The organism is Clostridium sp. MT-14, from assembly GCF_042436595.1.
GTDB classification, from domain to species: Bacteria; Bacillota; Clostridia; order Clostridiales; family Clostridiaceae; genus Clostridium_B; species Clostridium_B aromativorans.
Genome location: NZ_JBHMIY010000008.1, coordinates 43,731 through 56,980, shown reverse-complemented (window position 1 = coordinate 56,980; position 13,250 = coordinate 43,731). Strand labels below are relative to the sequence as shown.

12 protein-coding genes are annotated in these 13,250 nt (G+C 33.2%); 3 read left to right on the top strand and 9 right to left on the bottom strand.

The window, feature by feature from the left end; genetic code table 11:
- Nucleotides 1–31: 31 nt before the first annotated feature.
- Nucleotides 32–958 carry a helix-turn-helix domain-containing GNAT family N-acetyltransferase gene (locus ACFHWD_RS07955; RefSeq protein WP_150355667.1) on the bottom strand — a complete coding sequence of 309 codons (927 nt, stop codon included), beginning with the start codon at nucleotides 956–958 and terminating at the stop codon, nucleotides 32–34.
- 220 nt (nucleotides 959–1,178) lie between these two features.
- Nucleotides 1,179–1,319 carry an aspartyl-phosphate phosphatase Spo0E family protein gene (locus ACFHWD_RS07950; RefSeq protein WP_150355668.1) on the bottom strand — a complete coding sequence of 47 codons (141 nt, stop codon included), beginning with the start codon at nucleotides 1,317–1,319 and terminating at the stop codon, nucleotides 1,179–1,181.
- A 166-nt stretch (nucleotides 1,320–1,485) separates the two neighbouring features.
- On the opposite strand from ACFHWD_RS07950, the gene ACFHWD_RS07945 reads away from it, so the two are divergent.
- Nucleotides 1,486–1,716 carry a helix-turn-helix domain-containing protein gene (locus tag ACFHWD_RS07945; protein ID WP_150355669.1) on the top strand — a complete coding sequence of 77 codons (231 nt, stop codon included), beginning with the start codon at nucleotides 1,486–1,488 and terminating at the stop codon, nucleotides 1,714–1,716.
- Nucleotides 1,717–1,851: 135 nt separating this feature from the next.
- Here the strand turns inward: ACFHWD_RS07945 and ACFHWD_RS07940 are convergent, their stop codons facing one another.
- Together ACFHWD_RS07940 and ACFHWD_RS07935 are read right to left on the bottom strand one after the other, a co-directional pair.
- Nucleotides 1,852–2,715, bottom strand: coding sequence for an SAM-dependent methyltransferase (locus tag ACFHWD_RS07940; protein WP_150355670.1), 864 nt, complete (start codon nucleotides 2,713–2,715; stop codon nucleotides 1,852–1,854).
- Nucleotides 2,716–2,775: 60 nt separating this feature from the next.
- Nucleotides 2,776–4,791: an ATP-dependent helicase gene (locus ACFHWD_RS07935; protein ID WP_378061306.1), complete on the bottom strand. Its 2,016-nt coding sequence runs from the start codon at nucleotides 4,789–4,791 to the stop codon at nucleotides 2,776–2,778.
- Between the two features lie 141 nt (nucleotides 4,792–4,932).
- On the opposite strand from ACFHWD_RS07935, the gene ACFHWD_RS07930 reads away from it, so the two are divergent.
- Entirely contained in the window at nucleotides 4,933–6,414 is a 1,482-nt protein-coding gene (locus tag ACFHWD_RS07930) for a nicotinate phosphoribosyltransferase (protein WP_150355672.1), read from the top strand.
- A gap of 75 nt (nucleotides 6,415–6,489) precedes the next feature.
- Here ACFHWD_RS07930 and ACFHWD_RS07925 read toward each other — a convergent pair whose 3' ends face one another.
- Nucleotides 6,490–7,098, bottom strand: coding sequence for a CoA pyrophosphatase (locus tag ACFHWD_RS07925; protein WP_150355673.1), 609 nt, complete (start codon nucleotides 7,096–7,098; stop codon nucleotides 6,490–6,492).
- Nucleotides 7,099–7,380: 282 nt separating this feature from the next.
- Here ACFHWD_RS07925 and ACFHWD_RS07920 point away from each other — a divergent pair, with 282 nt between their 5' ends.
- On the top strand, nucleotides 7,381–8,619 hold the full coding sequence (locus ACFHWD_RS07920; RefSeq protein WP_150355674.1) for a D-alanyl-D-alanine carboxypeptidase family protein: 1,239 nt from the start codon (nucleotides 7,381–7,383) through the stop codon (nucleotides 8,617–8,619).
- A gap of 69 nt (nucleotides 8,620–8,688) precedes the next feature.
- Here ACFHWD_RS07920 and ACFHWD_RS07915 read toward each other — a convergent pair whose 3' ends face one another.
- From ACFHWD_RS07915 to ACFHWD_RS07900, 4 genes are all read right to left on the bottom strand, one after another.
- Nucleotides 8,689–9,855 carry an iron-containing alcohol dehydrogenase gene (locus ACFHWD_RS07915; RefSeq protein WP_150355675.1) on the bottom strand — a complete coding sequence of 389 codons (1,167 nt, stop codon included), beginning with the start codon at nucleotides 9,853–9,855 and terminating at the stop codon, nucleotides 8,689–8,691.
- 191 nt (nucleotides 9,856–10,046) lie between these two features.
- Nucleotides 10,047–10,553 (bottom strand): acetolactate synthase small subunit, encoded by a 507-nt coding sequence (ilvN, locus tag ACFHWD_RS07910; protein ID WP_207707987.1) that lies wholly within the window; start codon nucleotides 10,551–10,553, stop codon nucleotides 10,047–10,049.
- Between the two features lie 16 nt (nucleotides 10,554–10,569).
- A complete protein-coding gene (ilvB, locus tag ACFHWD_RS07905) occupies nucleotides 10,570–12,183 on the bottom strand; it encodes a biosynthetic-type acetolactate synthase large subunit (RefSeq protein WP_150355676.1) in 1,614 nt (537 codons plus the stop codon).
- Nucleotides 12,184–12,299: 116 nt separating this feature from the next.
- The gene (locus ACFHWD_RS07900; RefSeq protein ID WP_229981607.1) at nucleotides 12,300–13,232 is read right to left on the bottom strand and encodes a bile acid:sodium symporter family protein; all 933 of its coding nucleotides are present in this window, start codon (nucleotides 13,230–13,232) and stop codon (nucleotides 12,300–12,302) included.
- Nucleotides 13,233–13,250 lie beyond the last annotated feature (18 nt).

Below are 13,250 nucleotides of genomic sequence, written 5' to 3'. Positions count from 1 at the left end.
AAATGCAGGCACTTTCATCGAAGGCAAATGATTATATATATAGGTCCCAACGTTCTTCTTTAATTAGATGGTCTGTCCACGTAGTATTATCAGCTGATTCAGTTAGCTTAAATCCATAATTTCCATAAAGATAACGGGCTGTTTTGAGTACATCAGCAGTCCATAAAAAAATATGCTTATAATTCTTCTCTCTACAAAAATTAATTGCCGTGTCTAAAAGCATGTGACCTAATCCATTATTTCTTTCACTTGGATCAATTAAAAACCATCTAAGCTGCGCTAAAGAAGAATCTGTTTTATCTGCAGCTATAGCTATTACGCCAACGGATTTATTACTTTCTTCTGCAATCCATATATTTTCTAAATCCGGATTATGTTTTTTATGAAATTCAATTAAATATTTCTCAACATAATCTCCAAATATATTACCAAACCCAAACTCCTTTTTATATAATTCTCTATGTTTTTCAATAATGTATTTTATATCACTTTCTCTATATGATCTAATATTGAAAGCTCTTTTACCATAAGACAGTAATTTCATAATACATTCCATTGAATTAACTAAACTTTCCTTTTCACTTTCATCTAAGTGATCTATTAGATTAGAAATTTGTTTATCAGATCTTTTTGAAAGATTTGATAGGACATTCCTACCGTTTTCTGTCAATTCAAGGAAATTCAAACGTCCATCCCCAGAACATTTTTCTTTAGTAATCAATTCATCCGATTTAAAGCGATTTAAGATCCTACTTAAGTATCCCTTATCAATATTTAGTTTATCAATCAAAATATTAGCGGTACATTCTTTAGTTTTATTAATCTCAAAAAGTATACGAGCTTCCGTTAATGAATATGCACTATCCAGTATACCTTGATTTAAAAGTCCCAAGACATTTGTATAAAATCGACTAAAAATTCTTACCTCTGATATTGTGTTTAAGTTTCTATTTTTCATAAAATCACTCCAAACTAGTTTATTTATTCTCATAAAAATAATTATAAGCAAACTAGTTGACTTAGTCAAATAGTTTTAACACTCTATCTGTATATTTTTAATATCAATTATTTATTTGCATTTCTTATCTATCATACAAACCTTTCTTAAAAGGAATTCCATTATAAAAACAGAAGTTTTTTAAGCTTATAAAGTTTTATCAATTTATCACAATAAATTCTCAACTGCTTGTACTCTTCGTAACCTGATTTATGTATTTATCTAGTTTTTGACTTGCCTCTAATATTTCACTATAATCCGCCTCTTCCTCAATTAATTTATGTAATCTCTCTCTCAAATCGTTTACTTTATCATTTATCACGTAAATTTCAACCTGCCTTTCTTATAAATAACAATTAAAGTTTAACATTTATACAAATTATTGCAAAACACTTTTAAATTATATCACAAAAATCGCTTGTTGTAGATTATAGTATGAAGACAATTTGTAACATTTTTTTTAAAATTAAATCCGAGAGGTGGTTTACATGACATTAGAAAATGCACTTGCTATAACTTTAAGAAACCGCAGAATAAAATGTGGATTATCTCAGGAGGATCTTGCACATGAATGTAATGTTGACAGAACCTATATCAGCATGATTGAACGCCAGAAGCGAAATCCAACTTTAAACATCATTTTTAGAATCTGCAAAAGTTTAGATATAAAAGCTAGTGACTTTATTTCAAGTATCGAAAAAGCAATGGAAAGCAATTAAAAAGCAATATTATTTTCGCGTTAACTTGATTCATATTTATAGATAATTTGAATAGAGTTAAAAGACCTCACCTTTTACAGATGAGGCCTTTGTCATAGAATACAGATAGGCTCTTTTGTAGGACTCTAGAACGTATCACAGCTTCTCTGTATAAATCATCCGCTCTACTTGAGTTGAAGCCAGTTTCCTACCAGTAGGTACAACATATTTCTCAGCCATTTCATCATAACCTATATCCTCAATCACCCGCCATCCATATTCTTTTAGAAAATTAGGCCATTCTACCGGCTCCATTCCAAAAATCCAGATCTTATTTATCACATATTTTTCATATATCTTGTCCCATCTATACTTAGATTGACCTTGAATAAAATCCTTACGAACATACGTGAAAACAAGACGACTTCCCGGTGCAGCTTTTGAAAGAAAGTCAAATGTTGATCTAATACCTTCTTCAGTTAAATATTGTGTAACACCCTCCCATATGAAAAATGTTCGTTTATCTGCCAAATACCCATGAGATTTCAATTTAGTGTTTATATCTTGATGGTCAAAGTCTATTGGAACAAGCTTTACATGTGATGGAATAGTTTCGAACACTTTGCCAAGTTGAATCTTCTTAGCTTCAATGTTTTTGGGTTGATCTAGCTCCCAAACGGGAATATCAGAAAGCTCTTTCAATCTATATGCACGAGTATCAAATCCAGCTCCTAAATTCACTACTGCTCCGATCTTATTGACTGAATCTATTAGCTCTTCATCTATATACCGTTTTCTGCACATCATACAGCTCCAGAGACCAGGAAAGTTTTTCTCAGTAATTCGCACCATCCAATTTCTAACTGAGTTAAGATGCATCATCCATAAAAAACCTCTTCCAGAGGGTAGTATTTGATCTGCCAAGTTATCGTCGATAATACGCTCTGTTTCAGGAAAATATTGTTCAATAGCTACAAGTGCTGTCGGATCTGTTCCTGTTTTAGTTGCTGCTTTTGTCATTATATATTTCTCCTTTTAGTTTACATTTTATTTTAATTTACATAATATTTATACTGTTTACTACAAAGCTTTTTGTTTTTTCTCTATCAATTGGCTGCTGTAAAGTGCACAGCATTTAAATTCCCTCTCTATATTATTGTAAAATAGTATACTTATGGAATTATATTTTTTATCGACTATCTTTCCTTCTCCGTATAATTTGTGAACTACAGCATCTCCTATTTTTAAATGCAACTTTTCAGCATAATCATATGTACTAAATATACCGCACTCCTTTATAAATCTGGACACCTGAACTGTTTTTCCCCTTATGGTACTGCTGCAGCACAAACTCAAATTATCTATGGCCCTTGTAATTCCCACATAAAATAAGCGCCTTTCTTCCTCGAGATTATTCTCAATGCTGTTCTCATGGGGCAAAAGTCCTTCACTGCAGTTTACTATATATACATTTTTAAATTCCATTCCCTTCACACCATGAATTGTACTTAATATGACCCTGTCTTTTTCTTTAGCACTCTGCTCTATAGTGTTTTTCACCTTAGTTACATGATCTAAAAACTCATCTATTGTGTCAAAATCCTCACAAGAAGCTTTGAATTCGCGTAAGATATGCTGAAATTCTTCCAAATCTCTGTTTGATTTACTACAGTAAACTTTTAAGTAATCCAGGTAATTCACCTTATTTAATATGAATTCCACAGCATCCTTTAATTTTATTTTGTTCAGTTTTTTCATCTTTTTCTGAAGATCATCCAGAACTTTAAGCTGAAAAATGGGAATATCATCTATTTTTCTTAAAATTTCAAAGCAGTTTTCACTTACTTTGTTTCTTCTCACCTTTTCTATGTTTACCCTTCCTATATATCTAAAAGGTTTATTTATAATAGACATAAAACTTTCTTTATCACACATATCTACAGAAAATTTAAAATACGCTATTAGATCCCTGCATATAAAATGATCAAAAAAATTATACTGTACATCCAACAATTTAAATTTTATATTGTATTTCAAAAAGGCATCTATTAGAATTCTTGATTCTATGTTGGTTCTATAAAGTACGGCAATATCTTTGTGTCCATATCTACCTTTATCTACAAGCTTCTCTATGGATTTTGCCACATAGTAAGCCTGTTCTTTTTCTCTTGGAAATATCTTAAAACCAATTTCCCCATTTTCCTGTCTACTACTGCAAATAGATTTCAAATTTCTATTTTTATTATTATATATAACACTTTTGGACATTTCAACTATATTCTTTGCACTTCTATAATTTATTTTTAAAAAAAGCTTTTCTCCATCTTGAAAGTATTTTTTAAAATCCACCATGCTGTCAGGCCTGGAACCTCTAAAGGAATATATACATTGATCTTCATCTCCCACTGCGAACAGATAATTATACCTGCCGATTAATTGTAAAATTTCTATCTGCACTTTGTCACAATCCTGAAATTCATCCACCAGTATATATTTGAATTTTTTTCTGTAATAGTCCAAAATGTTTTTATCTTTTCGAAAAATTTTTTTAACTTTCAATTGAAGATCGTCAAAATCCATTAAACCATTTACTGCCTTATATTCTTCATATTTATTAAAACATTCCACAAATACAGTCTTGTCTGATTTACTCTTGAAGTCTTTTATATTATATCCTGTATTTTTTAAAAGAGATATATCATTTAAAATTTCTTTTACTTTTTCATCACCTATGGAATTCAAATATGATACGAGTACATTTTTGACTAATTGACATGCTTTTGGCAATGATATCATTTCTATTTTACCTCTGTATTTTTTCAGTATATTATAGTACAGAGAATGAAAAGTTCCAAAGAAAGGTATATTTTCTGTATTTGAAATTGATAAATACCTGTTTCTCATGTCAAAAGCAGAGGATCTTGTAAAAGTTATCACCAATATGTCTTCTGGATCAACCTTTTTAGTGTTTATTAAATAATTCACCCTATTTATAATAACCGTCGTCTTGCCTGAACCCGGTGGCGCACAGATCATTACATTTTTTAGCTCACTATGTACCGCCCTTATTTGATTTATATCTAAATTATATTCCATTGCATCTACTCCTCACATTTGTAATCAACCTATTGAATCCCATAATCCTTGTAATATTTTATGTTAAGTATTACAATATGTATATACATAATTTTGTTCACAATTACCCAAATTAAAACATAAATAGAGGAGATTTTTATTATGAAAAGCTCGAAAAATTTTGACATTACAAATGGAAGGAATCTTACTATGCTGGTAGATTTCTATGAATTCACCATGGGTAATGGGTATTTTGAAAACAATATGGGAAATAAAATAGCTTATTTTGACATGTTCTTCAGGCGTATCCCGGACAATGGAGGATATTGCATTATGGCTGGAGTTCAGCAGATTATAGAATACTTATCAAATTTAAAATTTTCCCAGGAAGACATAGAATATCTAAAGACCAAAAAACAATTTTCAGAAGAATTTTTAAATTATCTTAAAAATTTTAAATTTTCCTGTGATGTGTGGGCTGTACCAGAAGGAAATCCAGTATTTCCCGGTGAACCTCTTGTAACTGTAAGAGGTCCTGCCATTCAAGCCCAGTTCCTTGAAACCATGATACTTTTGACTATAAACCACCAGACCTTGATTGCCACAAAGGCAAATAGAATTTGTAAAGCTGCAGGCAAAAGACCTGTAATGGAATTTGGCTCTAGAAGAGCCCAGGGTCCCGATGCAGCAATGTATGGTGCCAGAGCTGCAGTTATAGGCGGCTGTAGTTCCACAGCCTGTACTATAGCTGACCAAATGTTTGGAATACCAGCTGTTGGAACTATGGCCCACAGTTGGATACAACTATTTCCTTCTGAATACGAGTCTTTTAAAGCCTGGGCAAAAGTATATCCAAATAATTGTATACTTTTAATAGATACTTACAATGTACTGAAATCAGGTTTACCCAATGCAATAAAGGTTTTCAAAGAATTTTTGATCCCCAACGGTTACAAACCAAAGGGCATAAGAATTGACAGCGGCGACATAACCTATTTGACCAAAAAATGCAGAAAGATATTGGATGAAGCTGGTCTTTCAGAGGTAAAAATAGTTATTTCAAACTCTCTGGATGAATTCATCATAAGAGATGTACTTAGCCAGGGTGCCTGTATAGATTCTTTTGGCGTTGGTGAAAGGTTGATAACTGCAAAATCGGAGCCTGTATTTGGAGGAGTATATAAATTATCCGCTATAGAGGATGAAAATGAAAATATAATACCTAAAATAAAGATAAGTGAAAACGAAGAAAAGATAACCAATCCTGGATTTAAAAAAATATATAGAATTTACAATAAAGAGGAGAATAAAGCCATTGCAGATTTGGTGGCTTTACATGATGAAAAAATAGATACAGATAAGCCTCTGGAAATATTTGATCCTGTGTTTACCTGGAAAAGGAAAAAAATAAAAAATTATTATGTTAAAGAATTGATGGTAAAAATATTTGACAAGGGACACCTTATATATGAAAGTCCAGATGTAAGAGATATTAAAGCTCTAGTACAAGAGGAAACTTCTAAACTTTGGCCTGAAACACTGAGGTTTGAAAATCCCCATCATTATTATGTAGATCTATCCAAAAAGCTTTGGGATTTAAAACATCACTTACTTGGAAAATATTCTGATACCTACGATGAATAGGTTCAGCTCAATTTATTATTTGGAAGATTTTCGGCAAAAGTCGAAAATCTTCATTTTTCATATCCTCATAGTCCTTTAAAAATTGCTTTTTATCATATCTGCAAATTTTTTTACTATATAGGCTGTAAATCCCCAAATTACATATTCCCTATACTGGTAAAAGTATTCTGTTATTTTTCCACTTCTAAATTTATAGTTTTTCCCGTTTACCACAAGCTTGTATGGAAATTTCTTTCCAGGTTTTGAAACCACAGGCATTTCATAGACAAGAGGAGTATTTTCCATAAAGAATTCTAAAGGCACCTTGAAGATATGATCCACTTCACTTTTGCTTGGAATTATATTCTTCTTACTCACCTTGCATACAAAGGGATACATTATAAAATTATAGGGCGTTACAACATAATCCATTTCACCTATAACCTCTACATCTTCTCTTTTTAAATTTAATTCTTCCATGGTCTCCCTCACAGCCGTATCCTGAGGAGTTTCACCTTTTTCCATTTTTCCTCCCGGGAAACATATATCCCCCGGCTGATGCTTTAAATTTAAGGCCCTTACTTCAAAAATTATATCTAATCTTTTTTCTTCTTCACAAAGGGGAATTGCCACTGCGCTTTTACTAAAATCCCCCATAATTTTTCCTTTTCTACCTCTAAATATATGCTCAATTCTTTCTATCAAATCAATACCTCCTAGAATACAATAGTTCTCAATTGTAAAATACACTTCTTAATGATATACTTTAAAATGTCATAATTAATTATATAATATGTTTTAGATAAAATATACATATCAAGTGATTCTTAAGTTCAGATAGAGTTTGCTTATAAAGAATACTTACTCCATCTGAACTTTAGAAGAACTTATCCCGGCGCATAGCAGTGCTTATCGTGAGCTTTAAGAAGTTGAAGTATTAACACTGGTAGCGTTCGGATAAATTTTGGACAAGTGGAGTGATGCACTTTGAAGCATAGAATAAACATACTATTATATCTCTTCATATTTATATTTTCTTTAAATTACAAAGTATCTGCTGCTGACTTAACTAAAAATCCAAAACCCGACATTTACGGAAAAGCGGCTATAACAATAGACATGCAAACAAATGAAATAATATATGAAAAAAACCCTGATACAAGAGTGTATCCAGCCAGTACTACAAAACTTCTCACAGCTATTCTGCTTGAAAAAAACAAAAAGCCAAAGGATATGCTGGCTTATACTGAGGATGCCAAAAATCAACCCACTTCTTCTTTAAATAAAGACATCCATCCTATTAAGGTAGGAGATTCAATGACTGCAAAGGATGTAATGAGCGGGCTTTTGATGCACTCAGCCAACGATCTGGCCTATGTAATTGCAGAAAATATATCCAAAAATGCAAGTGATTTTTCCAAAAAAATGAATGAATATATAAAAAAACTTGATTTGAAAAACACCCATTTTGTTACTCCAAATGGCCTGCATAATCCAGATCATTATTCTACGCCCTATGACATGAGCATAATTGCAAGAGAGGCCTTTAAAAGCTCCTGGATAAAAAATACCATGGGAACTTACCAGACTACAGTAAAAACTTCCAGTGGACTTACTTTCCCCATTAAAAATACAAACAAGCTATTGGGAAAAGACGGCTGTATTGCAGGCAAGACTGGGTACACAGTACCTGCTGGGAGGTGTCTTGTGGCTATATACAGCCGAAACGGAAGACAGATATTAGGAGTAGTAATGAACTCAATATACGATCCTAAAGATACCTATGTATTCAATGATATGGAAAAAATAATAAACTGGAGTTATAATGAGCCAAGAAGTATTTTATATAAAAAGAATTCCATAATTGAAAAAGAGATTGTAAAATACAGACCTCTGTATTTTACAGGTCCCTATATAAATATAAAAGTTCCTATAAAAATTAAAGAAAATGTAACCTATTATGCTAATGACCTCAATAAAAAGGAGCTAAAGAGGAACATAAATCTTTCAAATACCACTTCAAAAGCTTTAAAGGGTGAGGTCCCATTAGGTGATTTGACTATAAAAGAAAGAAATTTCTCTAAAAGTTATAAAATCTATTCTGATTTATCAAAACAGGAACTTTTCAAGAAAAGTATTCCCATTTACTTGAAAGCTTTACTGTTATTTTTCATATGCTGTCTGGTAATAAAAATTATTCAAAAAAGAAATTCTATCACCAGATAGAATTCAGCAAACAAATTTTACGGCAAAGGGCAGCGGCTAAATATATATCCGCTGCTCTAAAACTGAATATTAAAAATCTACTTTTTTCCCATCATATATATATTGGAAAAGTTTTTTCATTTCATCTTCGGTTACCTTTGCAGGATTAGCCCCAGTACAGGCATCTTCCATTGCATTGTGAGATATAAAATCAAGATTTTCCTTGAAATCACTCTCACTAATTCCGTAATCCTTCAATGTGAGAGGAATATTCATATTCCTGTTCATATTTCGAATCATTGCCGTTAATGAATCTATCAGTTCATTGTCATTTTCTCCTTTAAGTTTAAGAACTCTAGCTATATCTGCATATCTCTCTGGACAAGCACCCTTATTAAAATCTATTACATAGGGTAAAAATATAGCATTGGCACACCCATGTGGTATATGAAAAACTGCACCGGTTTTATGCGCCATACTGTGTGTTATTCCCAGAAGTGCATTTGAAAATGCCATTCCTGCCAGACATTGAGCTATGTGCATATGCCCTCTTGCTTCCATATTTCCTTTATAGGATTTCAATAAGTATTTGTTAATCATCTCTATAGCATGAAGTGCAAGCGGATCTGAAAAATCAGAATGCAAGCTTGCTACATAAGCTTCTATTGCATGGGTCAATGCATCCATTCCAGTATATGCCGTAAGTTTTTTAGGCATGGTCTCCGCAAGTTCGGGATCAATTATTGCCACATCCGGGGTTAAATTGAAATCAGCCATAGGGTATTTTATTTTGGTCTTATAATCTGTTATAACTGAAAATGAAGTTACTTCAGTTGCTGTTCCGCTGGTAGATGGTATGGCTACAAATTTTGCTTTTTGCCTTAATTTAGGAATCCCGAAAGGAACCACTGCTTCTTCAAAGGTAAAATCAGGGTATTCATAAAATATCCACATGGCTTTAGCAGCATCAATAGGTGATCCTCCACCTACTGCTATTATGCAATCCGGTTTATATTCACTCATGATCCTGGCACCCTTCATGACAGTATCAACGGATGGATCCGGTTCTACTCCTTCAATAAGCTTAACCTGTATATTTGCTTCCTTTAAATAAGATTCTATCCTGCCTAAAAAACCAAATCTTTTCATAGATCCCCCGCCTACAACCACTACAGCTTTTTTAGCATCTAAATCCTTTAAATGCTCTAATGAATTTTTGCCAAAATAAATATCCCTTGGCAGCGTAAATCTTTCCATAATTTTAATTCCTCCAATTTATTAATACTATATGTTTTAAAAAACAATACATACAGTATATCATACAGCAATATATATGCCAAAAATTAACACCCGGTTTTTCTGTACATTCCTACCCCTTTAAATTTTGTGTTCATTTTTCTATCATATTACGTCTTAAACGGCGTCTTTTTTTTGAACAGTGTTCGATTTTATATCACTTTTACATCATTTTCCAATCTACTTCCCCTATAAATAGCCGTAAGTCCTGTACGTACAATTTCCTTAATTCCATATGACTTCATAATATCAATAAAAGCAGATATCTTTTTTTCATCACCAGTTGTTTCAATTGTAAGGCTTTTTTCATCCATATCCACTACGTTACTTCGAAAAGCATTTACAATTTCCATAACAATTAATTTACTGTTTGAATCCACAGATACCTTCACCAGACACAATTCCCTGTAAACAGCTTGGGTATCCGTCAGATCTATTACTTTTATAACTTCAATCAATTTGTTTAATTGCTTGCTTATCTGTTCAAATATATGATCATTCCCCAATGAGACAATAGTCATCCTTGATATTTTAGGGTCTCCTGTAACCCCTACAGTAAGGCTGTGTATGTTGTACCCTCTTCTGCTGAAGAGTCCAGCTATTTTACTCAAGACCCCAGAATGATTTTCCACTAATACTGACAGTACATATCTTTTTATGCTGCTCAACTCCCTTCTAAAATGTACTTTCACCTGGATCCACCATACATTCTATTAAAAAAGCCCTGTCTGAATGCAATGCTTCCTGAAAAGCTTCTTTAAATTCATCATCATTTCTTACTCTTTTCGCTGGCAATCCATAGGATTCCACCAGTTTAATAAAATCCGGGTTGTATTTAAAATTAACTTCAAACTCTTTAAGGCAGTTATTCCTTTGAATTTCCCTAACCAATCCAAGTCCTGAATTATTGAAAAGCACTATAATTATATTTATCTTTCTTTCCAAAATAGTACCAAGCTCAAACATACTCATCTGGAAACCACCATCACCAACAAAGGCTACCACTTCTTTATTAGGGCATCCTATTTTTGCCCCAATAGCCGACGGGATAGAGTAGCCCATGGTGCCAAGGCCTCCAGAAGTGAGAAATTTTCTTTTGCCTATAATTTTAAAATTACGTGCACACCAAATTTGATTCTGTCCTACATCTGCAGTTAAAATTGCATCCTTTTCCAATACTTGAGATACATTGTCAAGAACATATCTGGGATTTACCTTCTCCGTGCCCCTCCTTTGGGACTGCATACTTTTTTCCCATCCTCTTATTTTGCACATCCACTGTGTTGTATCTAAAGGGCATATTCTTTCAGATAATTTCTCTAAAATATTTTTTATATCTCCTACTACTGGAATGTTTACATTTAAATTTTTACCTATTTCAGCAGGATCAATATCTATATGAATTATATCTGCTTTTTTTGCAAATTGACTTATGCCGCAAGTCGTTCTATCTGAGGCTCTAGTTCCAATGAGTATTAAAACATCTGCATTATCTACGGCCCTATTGGCATAATCAAAACCATGGGTTCCTATCATACCTATATAGTAATCACTTTCCTCATTCATCGCGCCCTTTCCCATTAGTGTATGAACAACAGGTATATGGGATTTTTCTATAAATTCTCTCAATTGCCTTTCACCTTCAGAAAGAATAACACCTCCACCCACACATATGAGAGGGCTTTTACTGATTTTAATTCTACTCACTATTTTTTTTATCTGTCCAGGATGTCCTTCTATAGTTGGTTTGTACCCCCTTATATTCACGGTTTTTGGATATTGAAAATCATCAATATCTTCATCCATTATGTCTACAGGTATGTCTATAAGTACCGGACCATTTCTTCCGGTTTGAGCTATATAAAATGACTCTTTTATAATTTTAGGTATATACTCCGACTTTTTCACAAGAAAATTATATTTTGTAAAGGACTCAGTAGCCCCTGTAATATCCAATTCCTGAAAAACATCCCTCCCAATCAATGTAGATTTTACCTGTCCTGTAATAATAACCATTGGAATCGAATCCATGTAAGCAGCAGCAATGCCTGTAATAATATTTGAAGCACCTGGCCCTGACGTTACAATACAAACTCCGATTTTTCCGGTAGCCCTGGCATATCCACTGGCTGCATGACCTGCCGCCTGCTCCTGCCTTACAAGTACATGTTCAATATCTGATTTTCTCAAAGCCTCATACATGGGAATAACCGTAGCACCTGGATACCCAAATACCACCTTCACATTTTCTTTTTTTAAACATTGGATGATTGCTTCAGCAACTTTCATATCTATATCTCCTCGTATATTTTCTGTTTTCTTCCCTTTATAAGAAAGTTCAATATATTTTTTATGCACAATAAGTAAAAATATTTGCCTATTGTGCATAACCAAAATTGCAGAACCTATTTATCCACTTTTTTGAATTTACTGGCCCAGTAACTCGCCAGAGTGGGACCTGAAATATTGTGCCATACACTGAATATTGCCGCCGGTATGGCTGACACAGGAGAAAAAAAGTTCATGGCAAGTGAAACACCTAAAGCCGAATTCTGCATTCCAACCTCGAATGAAACTGCCTTTCTTTTTGCATAATCCATTTTCATTGCCTTGGCAGCCAGATATCCAAACAAGAAACCAAACAAGTTGTGAAGTACAACAGCTCCTATGGCAATTGCAGCAGTAGTAATAAGCTTTTTGGAATTTGCTCCTACAACTCCGCCAACTATTAAAACTATGGCTATCACCGAGACAATAGGTAATACATTTACCACTCTGGAAGCCGTTTTGCCTGCAACCTTATTGAAGACAACTCCAAGAACAATAGGCAGTATCACTATTTTGGAAATATCAACAAACAGTGCCGCAGCAGGTATGTCAACCCATTTTCCTGCCAATAACAATATAAGAGCCGGTGTAAAAATAGGAGCTAAAATTGTGGATATGGAACTTATACACACCGAAAGTGCCAAATCACCTTTTGCTATAAAACACATTACATTGGATGCAGTACCGCTTGGGCAGCACCCTACAAGTATTACACCAATTGCAATATCCTTTGGTAATTTTAAAAATACACACAATGCATAAGCTACAGCCGGCATTATAATGTAGTGTGCTATGATACCCACCAGTACATCCTTGGGTCTTGTGAAAACTTCTTTAAAATCTTCTTTCTTTAGAGTCATTCCCATTCCAAACATTATGATTCCAAGCAAGAGTGACACTCTGGGGACCACCCATAAAAATGTATTAGGCCTCATCAAAGCTATTATGGCAATTATTATAACTAAAAGTGCAAAATATTTATTGCAAATGGTACTTATTTTTTTAATCAACTAATTTTCTCCTTCCAC

What these genes read in the sequence shown, in the direction of transcription:
- ACFHWD_RS07955 (WP_150355667.1), bottom strand. Translation starts at nt 958, where the DNA reads ATGAAAAATAGAAACTTAAACACAATATCAGAGGTAAGAATTTTTAGT.
- ACFHWD_RS07945 (WP_150355669.1), top strand. Translation starts at nt 1,486, where the DNA reads ATGACATTAGAAAATGCACTTGCTATAACTTTAAGAAACCGCAGAATA.
- ACFHWD_RS07940 (WP_150355670.1), bottom strand. Translation starts at nt 2,715, where the DNA reads ATGACAAAAGCAGCAACTAAAACAGGAACAGATCCGACAGCACTTGTA.
- ACFHWD_RS07935 (WP_378061306.1), bottom strand. Translation starts at nt 4,791, where the DNA reads ATGGAATATAATTTAGATATAAATCAAATAAGGGCGGTACATAGTGAG.
- ACFHWD_RS07930 (WP_150355672.1), top strand. Translation starts at nt 4,933, where the DNA reads ATGAAAAGCTCGAAAAATTTTGACATTACAAATGGAAGGAATCTTACT.
- ACFHWD_RS07915 (WP_150355675.1), bottom strand. Translation starts at nt 9,855, where the DNA reads ATGGAAAGATTTACGCTGCCAAGGGATATTTATTTTGGCAAAAATTCA.
- ilvB (WP_150355676.1), bottom strand. Translation starts at nt 12,183, where the DNA reads ATGAAAGTTGCTGAAGCAATCATCCAATGTTTAAAAAAAGAAAATGTG.